This window comes from Cellulosimicrobium sp. GQ32 (assembly GCF_059758455.1).
This window is the reverse complement of the sequence record NZ_JCAXEP010000005.1, coordinates 337,615-353,829: the sequence shown is the minus strand read 5'-3', so window position 1 is coordinate 353,829 and position 16,215 is coordinate 337,615. Positions and strand designations below refer to the sequence as shown.

Genomic DNA, 16,215 nt, shown 5'->3' with positions numbered 1-16,215 from the left:
TGATGACGTGGAGCGGGTCGTGATCACGCGTGAGGTCGTGCTGGACAACGTGAACCCCACGATCGTGCCGCGCACCTCGACCGCGCGCAGCCGTACCCCGCGGGAGAAGTCCGCCTGACGCCGAGGTAGAGGCGTGGTCCGCCGAGGTAGAGGCGTGGTCCGCCGAGGTAGAGCTCTGGTCAGCCGAGGTAGAGCCCTAGTCGTGCTTCGGCCCCACGGGGTCGGGTCCGCGGTGGGGGTGGTCGGCCCCCCTCGGCTGTACCGACACCGCGGGCGGTCGCCCGAGGTGGGCCAAGACCACGATGAGACGACGCCGGGCGGGGTGGGTGGTGGTGCCGCGTCGTGGCGGGCCTGGCGGGAGCCGCGAGGAACGAGCGGCGGATGGTAGACGCGGCACCGCCACCCACCCCGACCACCCAGGCCAACCGCGCGCCGTCGAGCCCAAGAACCACAGCTCTACCTCGCGCGACCACGGTTCTACCCCGCATGACCGCGGTTCTACCTCGTACGACCTGGGTTCTACGTCGGCAGCACCGGGGGGTGGTAAGCCGGGCCGGCGAAGTGGCGCAGGGCCGTGTCGAGGTCGCGTGCGACGGGGACGTCGAGGTCGGCGGTGAACGGGACGGTCGACAGCAGGCGCTCGTGCGTGAACGGGTCGGGGAGCACGAGCCGGGCGAGGGGCGACGCGTCGTCGGCGGCGTCCGAGCCGGCGGGCGGGTGCCACAGGAGCGAGACGGTGACGGAGCTCGCCGGGCCCTTCGGCATGAGGTGGGTGCTCGCGGGCCGGACGGCGGTGACGTGGACCGCGACGGCCTCCAGGTCGGCCCAGTCGAGCCGCAGGGTGCCGGCGCCGAGCGACAGGCCGTCGGGGCCGACGGTCACGGTCTGCCGCGGCGCCCGCACGAAGGCCCAGACGGTCGCGGCGCCCAGCCCGCCGAGGAACGCGACGACGAGCGTCAGGAGCACCACCGCGACCGGGAGGGGCACCCGCACCGACTCCGGGTAGAGCACGACCTGGCGCAGGACGAGCACGGCCGCGGCGATCAGCCCGAGCCCGAGGACGAGGAAGAACGGCCGCCGCCGGGCGAGCGGCAGGACCAGGGGGCGGTCGCCGTCGGGCACCCAGGCACCCTGCTCCCGCGCGCCGCCGGCGGCCGGGGGCGCCGCGCTCACGGGCGGGCGTCGCGGTCGTCGCCGGCGAGCCACTCGCGCGCCGCGGCGACGAGCAGGGCGACGCCCAGGTCGAGCGTCGGCTCGGGCGTGGGGGCGAAGAACGGAGAGTGGTTCGGCGCGACGCCGTCGGGCAGGTTGCCCATCCCGGTCGCGGTCGTGAGGTCGAACGCGGCGAACAGCGCCGGGTCGAACCCGCCGAGGTTCCAGTAGACGAGCGGGACGTCCGCCGCGGTGGCGAGGTCGCCGACGTCCTCGGAGCCCGGCAGCGGGGGCAGCGCGACGACGGCGGGCCGGCCGCCGGCGGCCTCGATACGCTCGCGCTGCTCGTCGAGCGTGCGCGCGAGGACGACCCGCGTACGCTCGGCGGCGACGGGGTCGTTCACCATGAGGTCGAACGTCGAGACCTCCTCGTAGTCCGGCGCGGCGGGCGCGCCGGAGGCCGCCGCCTCGGCGTCGACGATGCGGTGGATCGCGGCGAGCACGCGGCGGCGGACGTCGGGCGTGAACGACCGCACGTTGACCAGCAGCTCGGCCGAGCCGGGGATGATGTTCGCCTGGGTGCCGGCGCGCAGGGCACCGACGGTGACCACGGCCGACTCCCCCGCCCCGACCTCGCGCGACACGACGCCCTGGAGCCGCATGACGGTCGCAGCCGCCATGACGACGGGGTCGACCGTCGACTCCGGGCTCGACCCGTGCCCGCCCTTGCCGTGCAGGGTGACGCGGAACGAGTCGGTGGCGGCCATCGCCGGCCCGGCCGTGAGGTTGACGACGCCGACCGGGAGGGGCATGACGTGCTGGCCCAGGACGACGTCGGGTCTCCCGCCCGTACGGTCGAACAGGCCGTCGGCGACCATCGCGCGCGCTCCCCCGCCCACCTCCTCGGCGGGCTGGAACACGACGACGAGGGTGCCGCTCCAGGTGTCGCGGTGGGCGGCGAGCTCCGCGGCGGCGCCGAGCAGGCACGTGACGTGCACGTCGTGCCCGCACGCGTGCATCGTCCCGGACTCGTGCCCGTCGGGCGTGGTCGCGGTGTCCGTCGACGCGTACGGCAGGCCGGTGCGCTCGGTGACGGGAAGCCCGTCCATGTCGGCGCGGAGCAGGACGCGCGGGCCGGCGCCGTTCGCGAGGACGCCCGCGACGCCCGTCCCGCCGAGGCCGTCGTGGACCTCGTAGCCCCACCCGCGCAGCCGCTCCGCGACGATGCCCGCGGTGCGGTGCTCGGCGAACGCGAGCTCGGGGTGCCGGTGGAGGTCGGTGTAGACGTCGGTGAGCTCGGCGGTGGTGAGCGGGGTCGCGGTCATGCACGCATGATCGCGCGGCCGGTGGCCCGGGGCGAACTCAGGGCCCGTGGTCGCACGACGCCCCGGGAGTCCTGGGTCACCCGCCGAGCAGGCTCCGTCACCCCACGAAGACGCAGAAGGGGTGGCCGGCCGGGTCGGCGTAGACGCGCAGCGGCTCCTCGGGGTCGTCGGACCGGTCGTGGAGCAGGCGCGCCCCGCGCGCGAGGGCGCGCTCGTGCTGCCGGTCGAGCTCCGCGACGTCCGGCACGGTGCAGTCGAGGTGGAGCTGCTGCGGCACGCCGTCGTCCGGCCACGTCGACGGCGGCAGCGCGCCGACCTGCTGGAACGCGAGCTGGACCCCGCCCGGCGCGGAGCGCAGCACGAGCCAGTCCGCACCCGCCGGGTCCGGCTCGCCTGCCGGCGGCGGCTCGTCGCCCGCGCGGTACTCGAGCCCGAACAGCGCGCGGTAGAACTCCGCGAGCGCACGGGCGTCGGTCGTGTCGAGCACGACCTGGGCGATCCGGGGGAACACGTCGGTCACGGCGACCACCTCCGCTCGCCACCGTCGCCCGGCGCGCGGGCGCTCGCAAGCAGGTCGACGGCGCGCGCGGGAGGATGGGCCGGTACGAAGACTGACGACCATCCGGCAGGAGGCGACGTGACCGACCAGGACGCGCGGCTCGCGCGGCACGTCGCCGAGGCGGCGGACGCGTGGCTCCGCGACCCGCTCGACGCGGGCGTGTACCGACGCCTCGTCGACGCGACGCTCGCATGGCGTGCGGGTGGCGGCCGCGTGGTGCCGGGCACGACGGCGGCGCCCGCCCCGTTCCCCACCGCCGCCCCGCGAGCGGGGACCGGCGCCGACGCCGCGACAGGCGAGGCCGACGACCCGGATGACGACGCGCGCTACCTCCGCCCCGAGCGCGCGCCGCGCGCGGTGGGCAGCACGCTCGCGGACGTCGCGAGCATGCTCCGCGCGAGAGCCGGCACCGCCATCTCGGAGAGCAAGACATCGACAGGCAGCCCGCAAGAACACGACGACCACCCCTGACGGCGACGTAGGGTGAGGTCATGACGCGCGTCCTCGTCACCGGTGCCGACGGCGGCATCGGCCGCGCGACCGTGCGCCACCTCCTGGAGCGTGGGTACGAGGTCACGGCGCTGTCCACCGCGTTCGAGCACCCGTGCCCCGCCGACCGGCTCGTCGTCGGCGACGCCCGCTCCCCCGAGGACGTGGGCCGCGGGCTCGAGGGCGCGGACGCCGTCGTGCACCTCGCCGCGATCCCGCACCCGGACCTGGGCACCCCGCTCGAGGTGTACGCGACCAACACGACCGCGACCTGGGCCGTGCTCTCGCTCGCGGGCGAGCGGGGCGTACGGCGCACGGTGGTCGCGAGCAGCATCAACGCGTTCGGGGTGCCCATGAACCCGCACGACGTCCACCCGGCCTACTACCCGCTCGACGAGGACGTGCCCGCCGACGTCGCCGACGCCTACTCGCTCTCGAAGCAGGCGGACGAGGCCGCGGCCCGGGCGGCGTGGCGGCTGTGGGGCATCGACGTCGTCGCGCTGCGCTTCCCGCACGTGCGCGACGCCGCCGGCCTCCGGGAGACCGCGGCCGCCGTCGCCCGCGACCCGCGCGTCATGGCGCGCGAGGGCTGGGCCTACCTGGACCTGCGCGACGCGGCCGGGGCGATCGAGGCCGGGCTGACGGCCGACCTCACGGGCGCGCACGTCGTCGGGCTCGCCGCGGACGACACGCTCCTGGACGTCCCCACCCCCGAGCTCCTCGCCCGGTACGCGCCCGAGGTACCCCTCACCCGCGCCGCCGGACCTCACGACGGCCTCGTCGACACGCGCCGCGCGCGCGAGCTGCTCGGCTTCCACCCACGGCACTCGATCCACCACCCCGACTCCCCACCCACCCCGGAGACCCCATGACCGACGTCCCGCCCGCCCCGCTGCCCACCGTCGACCCCGTGGACCCGGCGTTCGCGAACCCGTGGCCCGCGCGCGACGGGACGCGCATCACCGGCGTGCGCGCGATCGTCACCGCACCGGACGCCATCCCGCTCGTCGTCGTGCGCGTCGACACGAACGTGCCCGGCCTCTACGGGCTCGGGTGCGCGACGTACACGCAGCGGTGGCACGCCGTGGCCGCGTACGTCGAGCAGCACCTGGAGCGGATCGTCGTCGGTCGCTACCCCGGTGACATCGGCGACCTCGTGCGCCTCGCGCGGCTCGCGCCCTACTGGCGCGAGGGGCCCGTGGGGAACAACGCGATCTCCGGCCTCGACATGGCACTGTGGGACATCGCCGGCAAGCGCGCGGGCATGCCCGTGCACGAGCTGCTGGGCGGCAAGGTGCGCGACGCCGCCGACACGTACCTCCACGCGAGCGGGCGGACCGTCCAGGAGACGATCGACGACGCCGCCCGGATCGTCGACGCCGGGTGGCGGCACGTGCGGATCCAGACCGGCCAGCCGGGCATCGGGCACTACGGCACCGCTGCGGACCCCGAGCCCGGCTACCCCGCCGCGCCCAACCCCCACGGGTGGAGCGTCGAGGAGTACCTGCGCCGCACGCCGCGGCTCTTCGCCGCCGCGCGCGAGGCGCTGGGCGAGCAGGTCGAGCTGCTGCACGACGTCCACTCGCGCCTCACGCCCAAGCAGGCCGTCATGCTCGCCCGGGCGCTCGAGCCGTACCACCCGTTCTTCCTCGAGGACGTCCTCGCACCCGAGCACTGGGACCGCCTGCCCGAGGTGCGTGCGGCGTCCCCCGTCCCGATCGCGGTGGGAGAGCTCGCGACGTCGTTCCCCGACGCCGCTCGGCTCGTCCTGGGCGGCGGCGTCGACCTGATCCGGTGCCACATCAGCGCGATCGGCGGGCTCAGCGCGGGCCGGGCGCTCGCGACGGCCGCCGAGCTGGTCGGGGTGCGCACGGCCTGGCACGCCCCGGGCGACACGTCTCCGATGGGTGCCGCGGCGAACGTCGCGCTCGACGTCACCTCGACCGCGTTCGGCATCCAGGAGGGCCACGTGTACTCCGACGCCGTGCACGAGGTCTTCCCCGGCACGTTGCGGATCGTCGACGGCTGGCTGCGCCCGCACGACGCGCCGGGCTTCGGCGTCGACCTCGACGAGCGCGCCGCGGCCCGCTACCCGGCGGAGCTCGCCGGGCACGACGCGTGGGCCGCGGGCGTCCGCGCGCCCGACGGCGGCCTGGTCGCCCCCTGAGGGCGGGTCACCCCGCGGCGCAGGTCGGGGTCGGCGGCTCGCCCGCGAGCCGCGCCTCGGTCCACCGCACGAGGTCCGTCGCCGCGGGCGAGTCCGCCTGGACGAGCCCGACGTGGTCCCGTTCCGGGTACACGCGGTAGTCGACCGGCTGCCCGGCGGCGCACCGTGCGCCGACGTACGCCTCCTGCGCCGTGGGGAGGATCAGCGTGTCGGACGCCCCCTGGGCGACGAGCAGCGGCGCGGCGACCGGACCCGTCGGCACGTTCTGGGCCAGGCGATCGCCCAGCGGGCCGGTCGTCGGATCGGTCGTCCACAGCGGCTGGTCCATCGACAGCGCCTCGGCGACCGAGACGAGCGCGCTCGGCTCCGACAGGCAGCGCGACGCCATCTCCCGCACGACGAACCGCGCACCGGGCCGGACGTAGCCCGCCGCGTCGCTGTCCGGGTAGATCGCGTCGTAGGCCTCGACGACGAAGGACGCGAAGACGCTGCCCCCCGCGACGTTCTCCAGGTGGGACACGAGGCCGGTGAGGTCGCTCGCGGGCGCGAGCGCTGCGACGCCCGCGAGCGGGACGTCGGGCGCGTACTCCGGGGCGACGGCCCCGGTCCACAGGGCGGCGTGGCCGCCCTGCGAGTGGCCCCAGACGACGGTCTGCTCGCCGAGCGTCGCGCCGTCCAGCTCGCGCGCGGCGCGCACGGCGTCGAGGACGGACCGCGCCTCGCCCTGGCCGACGAGGTAGGGGTGCGGGCCGTCGGTCCCCAGCCCCACGTAGTCCGTGGCGACGAGCGCCCAGCCGCGGGCGAGGACGTCGTCGAGCAGGAAGAACGCGCCGGACTCGAAGGGCTCGTCGAGGACCGACGGCGCGCAGCCGCGCGCGGAGCCCGTCGTCCCGTGGGCCCACGCGATCACGGGCGGCGCGGCGTCGTCCCGGAGGGCGTCCGGCACGACGACGATCCCGCTCGCCACCGCGGGCTCGCCCTCGTCGCGAGTGGTCGTGTAGAGGATGCGCCACGCCGTCGCGCCGTCGGGGATCTGCCGCGTGAACGGCTCGGCGCGCAGGAGCCGACCGGGCTCGTCCGGGACCGACGCGGGCGGGTCGTAGAACGCGTCGACCTGCGGCGCCGCGCGGTGCAGACCGACGCTCACGACCGCGAGCGCACCTGCCGCGACGACGGCGAGGACCGCACCGACGAGCGCGACCCGGCCGTGGCGGCGGGGTCCGGACGGGTCGGGCGCCGCGGGCGCGCCGCCCGCGTCGACGGGCACGGCGCCGTACGTGGCGCCGGACGGTCCCGCCTGCGCGCGAGCACGGCGGACCCCGGCGACGAGGAGACGGACGCCGAGGATCACGACGCGGACGCCGAAGACCACCGCGACGACGAGCACCGTGACGTCCGGCCACGCGAGGGCCAGGACGCCCAGCACGACCGCGGCCACCCCGAGCGCCAGGCGCGTCCAGCGGTCGACGCCGACCGACCGCACCCCCTCGTACCCGTCCAGGACGCCCGCGACGACGAGCCCGACGCCGACGAGGACCGCGACGACGACGATCGACGGCGCCGGCCACACGACGACCGCGACCGCGAGCGCCAGGAACACCAGGCCGCGCGCGACGTGCGGCCAGCGCGGAGCCCGCGGCGCGCCGGGTGCCCCGGGACCGGACTCGTCGGCACGGTCGGGCGACCGCCCGCCGACGAGCTCCGCCACGCCGAGGACGACGGCTCCGACGACGACCGCGACCACGAGCAGCGCGAGCGACGCGAACGGGCGCAGGACGAGGACCGCGCCGACGACGGTGCACACGACGCCGAGCGTGACGGAGACCCACGGCGGGACCCTCTCCCCCGTGGCGGCGGCGGACGCACGCATCCTGGTTCCGAGGCGGCTCACGCCGCGAACGTACCGGGCGCGGTGCCGGTCCGCGCGGCGGCCGTCGTCGGCGCCCGGCGCGTAGTGGCGGCTCAGGCCGGCGGTGCGGCCTCGTGCGCGGGGCGCAGGTCACGCAAGAAATAGATCAAAGATCGCAATATCACTACAGAGCCTTGTGCTCGCATCGACGGCGCTCTAGTGTTCGGCACGAACGACCCTGCGCGGAGGTGCGACCGTGCAGCGGGCCGGAGGGTCAGCACGCCCTCCGGTGAGCACGGAGGCGGACCGCCTCCCGAGAGAAGACGGGTCAACGATGATTCGCAGCACGAACCACCCCGCGGCGCGGCGACGCGCCCGGGTAGCCGCCGCCGCGGCCGTCGCCCTCACGCTCGTGGCGGGCACCGCGTCGTCGGCCCTCGCCCACGGCAAGCCCCAACCCCCGGCCCCCGCGGTCGTGACGCGCGCCGCCGTCGACCCGGCGCTCGTCGAGGGACGCGGCGCCACCGTCCCGTTCCTCGAGCAGGAGGCGGAGAACGCCGTGACGACCGGGACCGTGATCGGGCCCGGCCGTGACGCCTACACGATCGAGGCCGAGGCGTCGGGTCGGTCGGCCGTCCGGCTCACGGCGGGGCAGAACGTCGAGTTCACGCTCCCCGCCGACGCGAACGCGATCACGGTCCGGTACTCGATCCCCGACTCCCCCACGGGCGGCGGGATCACGTCGCCGCTCGACGTGTCGGTCCTGCGCCAGGGCAAGAAGGTCGGGGTCGACCGGCGTATGACGCTCACGTCGGCGTACTCCTACCTGTACAACCAGTACCCGTTCACCAACGACCCCACGGCGGACCTCCTCCAGCCCGGCTGGTGGGTCACCGAGTGCGCGTGCGTCCCCGCGGAGACGTCGCCGACCCCGACGTTCGAGAAGCCGTTCCGCCCCATGAAGTTCTACGACGAGCAGCGGCTGCTGCTCGGCCAGACGTACAAGAAGGGCGACGTCGTGCGCCTCACGGTCCCGGCGCGCGGAGCCGCCGAATGGACCGTGGTCGACCTCCTCGACTCCGAGAAGGTCGCGCCGCCGAAGGTGCGCCTGCTCGCCGCGAACGCACTGCTCTTCGGGGCGGACCCCACCGGCCGGCGCGACTCCGCCGACGCGCTCGACAAGGCGATCGCGTTCGCCAAGAAGCACCGGCTCGAGGTGTACGTCCCGCCGGGCGTCTACCAGGTGAACCGGCACATCGTCGTCGACGGCGTGACCATCCAGGGCGCCGGGAGCTGGTACACGATCTTCCGGGGCAAGGAGGTCGCGCTCGACGCGCCCGCCCCTGACGGGTCCGTGCACACCGGGGTCGGGTTCTACGGGAGGTACGCCGACGAGGGCGGCAGCCGGAACGTGCACCTGCGCGACTTCGCGATCGTCGGGGACGTGCGCGAGCGCGTCGACACCGACCAGGTCAACGGCGTCGGCGGCGCGCTGAGCGACTCGTCCATCTCCGGCCTGTACCTCCAGCACACCAAGGTCGGCCTGTGGTTCGACGGGCCGATGGACGACCTGCGCGTGGAGAACACCGTGATCGTCGACCAGATCGCCGACGCGCTGAACTTCCACGGGGGCGTGACGAACTCGGTCGTGCGGAACGTCTTCGTCCGCAACACCGGCGACGACGGGCTCGCCATGTGGTCGGAGAAGCTGGCGAACTCCGGCAACGTCTTCGAGAACAACACGATCCAGTCCAACACCCTCGCCAACGGCATCGCGGTCTACGGCGGCACGGACAACACCGTCCGCGCGAACCTCGTCGCCGACCCCGTGCGCGAGGGCAGCGGTCTGCACGTCGGGTCGCGGTTCGGGGCCGAGCCGTTCGCGGGCTACCTCCACCTCACCGACAACACGGCGGTCCGGGCAGGCACGTACGAGCTCAACTGGAACATCGGGCTCGGCGCCATCTGGTTCTACGCGCTCGACCGCGACATCGACGCCGACGTCCGCATCACCGGCGACCACTACCTCGACAGCACGTACAACGCGATCATGCTCGTGTCCGACTGGGGCGTGAAGGACCAGGTCGCGATCGAGGGCGTCGCCTTCAAGGACGTGCGGGTCGACGGCACCGGGACGTCCGTCGTGAGCGCGCGCGTGCGCGGCGGGGCGTCGTTCGAGAACGTCGACGCGCGCAACGTCGGCTGGGCCGGGGTGAACAACTGCGGGGCGTTCAACTTCCCGGACGGCGGCACCGAGTTCACGCTCACCGACCTCGGCGGCAACGACGGCACGTCGCTCAGCCCGTGGGAGCCGGGCACCGTGAACTGGCTCGGCCGGTTCGTGCCCCACGCGCCGAGCTGCAACGACCGCCCGCCGGTCGTCGCTCCCCCGGCGCCGTCCCCCTGGGTCCAGCCGGTCGGTTGACCCTACCCCGCTGAGCGCAGGAAGCAGTCGCGGTCGGAACGATCCGGCCGCGACTGTTTTCCTGCACTCACGGGCGCGGTGGCGGGTAGGGTCCTCCTGACGACACCTCACGACGCCTGCGCGGGATGCCGGTCAGACCGCCTCGGCCGCCACCTGGCGCGCGAGCGCCTCGACGATCCGCACGTCGGCGTCGAGCCACGGCACGGTCAGCCAGCTCCCGGCGTCGAGCCAGGTCAGCTCGTCGTGCTCGACGAGGGGCTGCGGCTCCCCCGCGGTGATGCGGGCGAACCACAGGCGCATGACGTGGCGGTCCGTGATGACCCACGTCCCGTGGTCGGGCCCGACGAGCTCGTCACCGAGCTCGACGGCGACGCCCAGCTCCTCACGCAGCTCGCGGTGCAGCGCCTCCGTCGGCGTCTCTCCGGGGTCGACCTTGCCCCCGGGGAACTCCCACCGACCTACGAGGTGCGACGGTCGTGACCGGCGCGCGCTGAGCAGGAGCCGCGGAGCGACGAGATCGTCGACGATCGCCGCGGCCACCACCAGTCTGCGCAGAGTCATACGCGGAGTGTCGCACGGCGTCGTGTCGTGCGGGTGACGCGGTCACGCCCACGGCCCGGCAGGACCGTCGGTCCGTCGGTCAGCGCAGGCCGGCGGCCCGCGCCCAGGCCACGGCCTCGGCGCGCGTCGAGACCCCGAGCTTGCGGTAGAGGCTGCGGACCTGCGACTTGACCGTGTTGCGCGTGACGAAGAGCTTGGTGGCGATCTGCTCGAGCGTGACGTCCTCAGACAGGTTCGACAGGACGACCCGCTCGCGGCGGGTCAGCGGGGCGATCGGCGTGGCGATCAGCTCCGACGGGGCCGCCATGGGGCGGACCAGCTCGATGGTGCTCATGTTCTCCTCCAGGTGCTCTCCGGGCACGTCATCCCCACGTGGCGTAGTTCCGGTGTGGTGCTACATGAAGAGATGGACCAGGAGCCGATTCATGACGCGACTTCTCGCGGCGAGTTTCAGGACGTCGGTCCCGAGCGGGGCAGATCGTCAGATACCTCGTGTTTGACCAGGTCAGGAGGCGTGCGCGTAGGAGAGGAGCAGCAGGGCGACCGCCGTGAAGTCCTCCGCGGACCCCACCGGACGCACCACGACGCTCACGCTCATCTGCTCGACGGTGGGAACCATGCCTTGGGCGAGGTCCTCCTGCAGCGTGCGCTCGACCGCGTCGCTCAGGGCGGCCATGGCCGCGTCGACGGAGTTCTGCGGCCCCGACGAGAGATAGGTCGGCGTCGGCACGCGCGGGCCGCGGTGCTCGCGAGAGAACGCGGGGTCGGGTGCCGTCACGGTGTCGATCATGGGATTACCCCCTGCCTGTGCGGGGGGACCGTCCCCTCCGTACGACCCACAGTGGAGTGCCGCCCTTGAGGGAATCTCACGGCCTCCGCAGGAGAACCTCAGGATTGGCTCAAGACCCGGGATCGCGGACGTCGCCCCGGCCGGCGGTCAGCGCGCGCAGGTGTTGCAGGGCCGGTCCGACGGCGCGGTTCCCGCCCGCACGCAGCGCCGTCTCGAGCGCGCGTGCGGCGGCGGTCGTCCGGTCGTCCCCGAAGGTCCCCGCGGAGCCGGCGACCGCATGGCAGAGTGACGCGGCCTCGAGCACGGCCTCGGGCGTCGGCGCGCCCGCGTCCCCGTTCCGCAGCAGTCGGGTCACCTCCTCCACCCGCGCGGCGTTCCGGGCGCGCGCACGCTCCCGTAGAAGGTGCATCACGGAGTCGAGACGGTCCTCCTCTTCCCCGGGCGCCGCCGTCACGACGACCACCCGAGGAGAGCGGCCAGCCGAGGGGCGAGGTCGAGGGCGTCGAACGGCTTGGTGATGACCCCGGCCGCGCCCAGCCCGTCGAGACGGGAGATCTCACTCGCCCCGACCTTGGCCGTGAGGAACACGACCGGCACGTCGCGCAGCGCCGGACGGGCCCGCAACCGTGCGAGGACCGTCGGCCCGTCGAGCACCGGCATCATGACGTCGAGCACGATGGCGTCCGGCAGCACCCGCTCCGCGACCTCCGTGCCGCTGTCCCCGTCCTCGGCGACGTGGACCTCGTACCCGCCGACCACGCGGAGCGCGAGATCGACCACCTCGCGGATCGACGGGTCGTCGTCGATCACGACCACCCGCCGCCTGCTCGCCCCTGCCGCCTCCATCGTCACGACGCTAGCGGACAAGCGCCCGCCAGGCAGCGCGCGCGCCCGGTCGGTCCCCTACGCTCGACGCATGGAGGCACAGCGGGGGGACGCCGAGCGCGTGCACGACCCGTTCGTCCGCTGGTGCTGGGTGGTCGGCGCGCTGCTCGTCCTGCTCGTCGTCCTGCTGGCGAGCCCTCTCGACGAGCCGACCCGACGCGGCATCTCGCAGGTCTCCATCGTCGTGGCCGGCGCGACCGCCGCCGCGAGCTGCGGCTGGCGGGCCGCACGCTCGACAGGACGTCGGCGGCGGGCGTGGAGCCTCCTGTCCATCGGTGGCGCGATCGGCCTCGTGGGGAACCTCTACGCGGGGCTGGTCGCCGACCCCACCACGGGCGACGTCGCGTACATCACGGCACTGCTCCTGGGCGTCGTCGGCCTGGCCTTCTTCCCGACCGTGCGCCCGCGCGGCAAGGAGATCGGCCGGATGCTGCTCGACAGCGTCGTCGTGGGCGGGTCCGTCCTGTACATCGCCCTGTACGCCGTGACGATCGGCCCGGACACCGGGTCCGGCTCCGGCTCCGCGGCCGTGACCGCCTACCTGCTGCCGGTGGTGGACGCCCTGCTCGCGACGTTCGCCGTCCTCGTCATGACCCGGTCGAGCGCGTCCGAGCGGGTGCCCCTCGTGCTCGTCGGGAGCGGCTTCGTGCTCTACGCCGTGGCCGACGTCGCGTTCGCCCTGCTCTCCGCCGACGGGACCTTCACGTTCGGCAGCCCGATCGACGTCGGCTGGGTCGGTGGGTACCTGATGATCGCTCTCGCCGCGCGGCACCGGACCGCCTCCGGGAGCCCCGTCGCGGACCAGCCCGCCGAGGGGTCGGCGGTGCTCGGTACGACCGTGACGTTCTGCCTGTTCCTCGCCGCGGCGCTCGTCCGCGTGGCCCAGTCGTCGACGGGCGTCTCGTGGGCGCCCAACGCCCTCTGGGTCGTCGTGCTGGTCGCGGTCGTCGCGCGCCAGGTGCTCGTGGTCGCGGACAACGAGTCGCTGCTGCACGGCCTGGAGCGCCGGGTCGAGGAGCGGACCTCCCAGCTGCGCGCCCTGGCGAGCGAGCGCGCCCGCACGCTCGAGTCCGTCGCCGACGGCATCTACGGCGTCGACCCCGACGGCCGGGTCACGTTCGTCAACCCCGCCGCCTCCCGGACGCTCGGCGCGAGCCAGGAGGCCCTCATCGGGCAGGACGCGCACGCGGTCTTCCACGCGCCGGACGCGGACGGCAACGCCTACCCCGCGGGGTCCTGCTACGTCACCGAGGCCGTGCGCGACGGCGTCACCACCGTCGCGGAGCAGGACCTCTACCTGCGGGGGGACGGGTCGGAGGTCGCCGTCGAGGTCACGGCGAGCCCGCTCAAGGACGACGGCCGCACGCTCGGAGCGGTCGTCGTCTTCCGCGACATCACGGACCGCCGGGAGGTCGAGCGGCTCAAGGACGAGTTCGTCTCCGTGGTCAGCCACGAGCTGCGGACGCCGCTGACCTCCATCCGCGGTGCTCTGGGCCTGCTCGACAGCGGGACGCTCGGCCCCCTGCCCGAGCGGTCCGCACGCATGGTCCACGTCGCGCGCCTGAGCAGCGAGCGGCTCAACCGGCTCGTGGACGACATCCTCGACATCGAGCGCATGGACTCCGGGACGACGCCCCTCGAACGCGCCGACCACCGCGTGGCGGACCTCGTCACGACGGCCACGGAGCAGGTCGGGCTGCTGGCGCGCGAGGCGGGGGTCGAGATCGTGCAGGAGCGCACCGACCAGGTCGTGCGCGTCGACGGCGACCGCATCGTGCAGATGCTCACGAACCTGCTGAGCAACGCCGTGAAGTTCTCGCCTCGCGGGACGACCGTCCGCGTGTCTGCCCGGGGCGCGGGCGACCTCGTCGAGCTCCAGGTCGAGGACGAGGGCCGCGGCATCCCGCCCGACAAGCTCGAGGCGATCTTCGGCCGGTTCGAGCAGGTCGACGCGTCCGACTCGCGCGAGCGGGGCGGGAGCGGCCTGGGCCTCGCGATCTCGCGGAGCATCGTCGAGCGCCACGGGGGACGGCTCTGGGCCGAGAGCAGCGGGGAGGGGACGGGCTCGACCCTCCGTGCGACGCTCCCGTCGGCCGTGCCGCAGGCCGACCACCCGCCGCGCGTCGTCGTGGTGGACGACGACCTGTACGTCGTCGACGTCCTCCGCTCGGTCCTCGAGTCGCGGGGGTACGACGTCGTCGGGGTGACCGACAGCGCGCGGGCGTTCGCCGCCATCGAGGCCGCCCGGCCCGCCGCCGTGGTGCTCGACCTCGCCATGCCGGGTCGCGACGGGCACAGCGTGCTCGACCGGGTCCGTCGTACTGCCGCGACGGCCGACGTGCCCGTCGTCATCGTCTCCGGGTCGCAGCCCTCGAAAGCGGTCACGACCGCCTCGCTCGCCGACCGGTGGCTCGTCAAGCCGGTCGATCCCGCCGAGCTCGAGCGCACCGTCCGGGAGGTCATCAGCCTGCGCCCGCACCACGAGCACGTCCTCGTGGTCGAGGACGACCCGGACCTGGGTGAGGTGCTGCGCGCCCTCCTGCAGGGCGCCGGGCTCGTCGTGACCCTCGCGCGGAGCGTCGGGGAGGCCCGGGACGTGCTCGCTACGCCGGAGGAGCCGGCGCTCGTCGTCCTCGACCTCGCGCTCCCCGACGGCGCCGGCCGCGAGGTCGTCGCGGCGCTCCGGCAGGACGGACGCCTGAGCCGCGTCCCGCTGGTGGTGTACACCGGGGCGCGGCTCGACGCGCGCGAGCGCGCGGGGCTCCGGCTGGGAGATACGGTCTTCCTGCGCAAGGGGAGCACCTCCCCCGAGAAGCTGCTGGAACCTGTGCTCGAGCTGTTGGACACGGCCGCGGGCCGGACGAGCATCGAGCCAGGACGACCAGGCGAGAGCCTGAGGACGGAGGACGCATGGCGCCCCGAGGCCCCACCATCTACGTGAGCCACGGCACGGGCACCGGGAGGACCGAGCTCTCGGCCTTCGACGCCGCGCTCGCGGACGCCGGTGTCGGCGACTTCAACCTCGTCCGGCTGAGCTCGGTCGTCCCGCCCGGGTCCCAGGTCGTCGAGGTGGACCGGCTCGAGCAGGGGTACGGCGACCACGGAGACCTCCTCTACTGCGTCTACGCCGAGGCGCACGCCGTCATGCCGGGCCACGAGGCGTGGGCCGGCGTGGCCTGGTCGCTCCGGGACGACGGGAGCGGCGCCGGGCTCTTCGTCGAGCACGAGGCGCCGTCGCACGAGCAGCTCGAGCTCGACCTCACGCTCAGCCTCGAGGACCTCTCCGCCACGCGCGGGCACCGCTTCAGCCCGGCGGGACGACGAGTCACCGGCGTGCGGTGCGAGACCTTGCCGGTGTGCTCCGTGGTCGTCGCGGCCTACCGCCGTCAGGGCTGGGACGGAGCGGAACGGTGACCGGCGGCGCGACGGGTGCCGGGCGCGCCGCGGTCACCTTCGAGGAGGCGGTGCACGGCGACCTCGCCGACCGGTTCTGGGAGCTCTATCTCGAGGCGTTCGAGCCGCTGCGGACGCGCGCGGCCGCCCGGCACGTGCTGCACCGCGAGGAGTTCGACGAGGAGATGAGCGACCCGCGGGTCCTCAAGCTTCTCGCCCACGACCACGACGGGACCGCGGTCGGGCTCACCACCCTGGCGACCGACCTCGCGGCCGTACCCTGGGTGAGCCCCGAGTTCTTCGCTGCGCGGTACCCCGAGCACGCCGCGCGGGGCGCCGTCTGGTACATCGGCTTCACGCTCGCCCACCCTGGTCGCCGCGCCAGCCGGACGTTCATGGACATGATCGACGCGCTCGTCGCGCACCTCGCCGCGCACCGCGTCGTGTGCGCGTACGACGTCTCGCGGTTCAACGACGACTCGCTCCGCTTCGCGGAGAACCTGCGCCGTCATCTCGAGCGGACGCAGGACGTCCAGGTCGAGACGGTCGACCAGCAGACCTACTACGCCACGACGTTCCGCTGAACCTCGTGGCGTGCGGCTCGTGCCGGGGCGGTCCGC

Annotated in this window: 16 protein-coding genes; 7 read left to right on the top strand and 9 right to left on the bottom strand. The window is 74.4% G+C overall.

Translation table 11 applies throughout. The features are described from left to right. Positions 1-519 precede the first annotated feature (519 nt). The 3 genes from AC6CH9_RS11220 to AC6CH9_RS11210 all read right to left on the bottom strand — a co-directional run bounded on the left by AC6CH9_RS11220 (position 520) and on the right by AC6CH9_RS11210 (position 2,997). A complete protein-coding gene (locus AC6CH9_RS11220; RefSeq protein WP_498154942.1) occupies positions 520-1,122 on the bottom strand; it encodes a hypothetical protein in 603 nt (200 codons plus the stop codon). 47 nt (positions 1,123-1,169) lie between these two features. Further along, the gene (locus AC6CH9_RS11215; RefSeq protein WP_498154941.1) at positions 1,170-2,477 is read right to left on the bottom strand and encodes an amidohydrolase; all 1,308 of its coding nucleotides are present in this window, start codon (positions 2,475-2,477) and stop codon (positions 1,170-1,172) included. Between the two features lie 97 nt (positions 2,478-2,574). Continuing rightward, positions 2,575-2,997: a VOC family protein gene (locus AC6CH9_RS11210; RefSeq protein ID WP_498154940.1), complete on the bottom strand. Its 423-nt coding sequence runs from the start codon at positions 2,995-2,997 to the stop codon at positions 2,575-2,577. A 117-nt stretch (positions 2,998-3,114) separates the two neighbouring features. Here AC6CH9_RS11210 and AC6CH9_RS11205 point away from each other — a divergent pair, with 117 nt between their 5' ends. The 3 genes from AC6CH9_RS11205 to AC6CH9_RS11195 are packed head-to-tail and all read left to right on the top strand — an operon-like array spanning position 3,115 to position 5,692. Further along, the gene (locus tag AC6CH9_RS11205) at positions 3,115-3,507 is read left to right on the top strand and encodes a hypothetical protein (protein WP_498154939.1); all 393 of its coding nucleotides are present in this window, start codon (positions 3,115-3,117) and stop codon (positions 3,505-3,507) included. A gap of 20 nt (positions 3,508-3,527) precedes the next feature. Continuing rightward, positions 3,528-4,397, top strand: coding sequence for an NAD-dependent epimerase/dehydratase family protein (locus AC6CH9_RS11200; protein WP_498154938.1), 870 nt, complete (start codon positions 3,528-3,530; stop codon positions 4,395-4,397). Next, positions 4,394-5,692, top strand: a complete 1,299-nt coding sequence (locus tag AC6CH9_RS11195) for an enolase C-terminal domain-like protein (RefSeq protein ID WP_498154937.1) — start codon at positions 4,394-4,396, stop codon at positions 5,690-5,692. Before AC6CH9_RS11200 ends, AC6CH9_RS11195 begins: the two co-directional genes overlap by 4 nt. A gap of 7 nt (positions 5,693-5,699) precedes the next feature. Here AC6CH9_RS11195 and AC6CH9_RS11190 read toward each other — a convergent pair whose 3' ends face one another. Next, complete coding sequence (locus tag AC6CH9_RS11190; protein WP_498154936.1) at positions 5,700-7,583, bottom strand: lipase family protein; 1,884 nt, start codon at positions 7,581-7,583, stop codon at positions 5,700-5,702. A 292-nt stretch (positions 7,584-7,875) separates the two neighbouring features. On the opposite strand from AC6CH9_RS11190, the gene AC6CH9_RS11185 reads away from it, so the two are divergent. After that, positions 7,876-9,966, top strand: a complete 2,091-nt coding sequence (locus tag AC6CH9_RS11185) for a glycosyl hydrolase family 28-related protein (RefSeq protein WP_498154935.1) — start codon at positions 7,876-7,878, stop codon at positions 9,964-9,966. Between the two features lie 132 nt (positions 9,967-10,098). On the opposite strand, the gene AC6CH9_RS11180 is transcribed toward AC6CH9_RS11185, so the two are convergent. The 5 genes from AC6CH9_RS11180 to AC6CH9_RS11160 form a co-directional block, all read right to left on the bottom strand. Continuing rightward, a complete protein-coding gene (locus tag AC6CH9_RS11180; RefSeq protein ID WP_498154934.1) occupies positions 10,099-10,527 on the bottom strand; it encodes a (deoxy)nucleoside triphosphate pyrophosphohydrolase in 429 nt (142 codons plus the stop codon). 79 nt (positions 10,528-10,606) lie between these two features. After that, on the bottom strand, positions 10,607-10,861 hold the full coding sequence (locus AC6CH9_RS11175; protein ID WP_082140876.1) for a helix-turn-helix domain-containing protein: 255 nt from the start codon (positions 10,859-10,861) through the stop codon (positions 10,607-10,609). Positions 10,862-11,032: 171 nt separating this feature from the next. After that, positions 11,033-11,317: a hypothetical protein gene (locus tag AC6CH9_RS11170; protein ID WP_498154933.1), complete on the bottom strand. Its 285-nt coding sequence runs from the start codon at positions 11,315-11,317 to the stop codon at positions 11,033-11,035. Positions 11,318-11,426: 109 nt separating this feature from the next. Continuing rightward, on the bottom strand, positions 11,427-11,726 hold the full coding sequence (locus AC6CH9_RS11165) for an Hpt domain-containing protein (protein WP_498154957.1): 300 nt from the start codon (positions 11,724-11,726) through the stop codon (positions 11,427-11,429). A gap of 41 nt (positions 11,727-11,767) precedes the next feature. Next, complete coding sequence (locus tag AC6CH9_RS11160; protein ID WP_498154956.1) at positions 11,768-12,163, bottom strand: response regulator; 396 nt, start codon at positions 12,161-12,163, stop codon at positions 11,768-11,770. 70 nt (positions 12,164-12,233) lie between these two features. Between AC6CH9_RS11160 and AC6CH9_RS11155 the strand changes: the two genes are divergently transcribed. Genes AC6CH9_RS11155 through AC6CH9_RS11145 form a run of 3 tightly spaced genes read left to right on the top strand, consistent with a single transcriptional unit; the run spans position 12,234 to position 16,179 of the window. Further along, a complete protein-coding gene (locus AC6CH9_RS11155) occupies positions 12,234-15,143 on the top strand; it encodes a response regulator (protein ID WP_498154932.1) in 2,910 nt (969 codons plus the stop codon). Then, entirely contained in the window at positions 15,113-15,616 is a 504-nt protein-coding gene (locus tag AC6CH9_RS11150; RefSeq protein ID WP_498154931.1) for a pyruvoyl-dependent arginine decarboxylase, read from the top strand. The genes AC6CH9_RS11155 and AC6CH9_RS11150 overlap by 31 nt, the downstream gene beginning before the upstream one ends. After that, positions 15,613-16,179: a hypothetical protein gene (locus tag AC6CH9_RS11145; protein WP_498154930.1), complete on the top strand. Its 567-nt coding sequence runs from the start codon at positions 15,613-15,615 to the stop codon at positions 16,177-16,179. Before AC6CH9_RS11150 ends, AC6CH9_RS11145 begins: the two co-directional genes overlap by 4 nt. Positions 16,180-16,215: the final 36 nt, after the last annotated feature.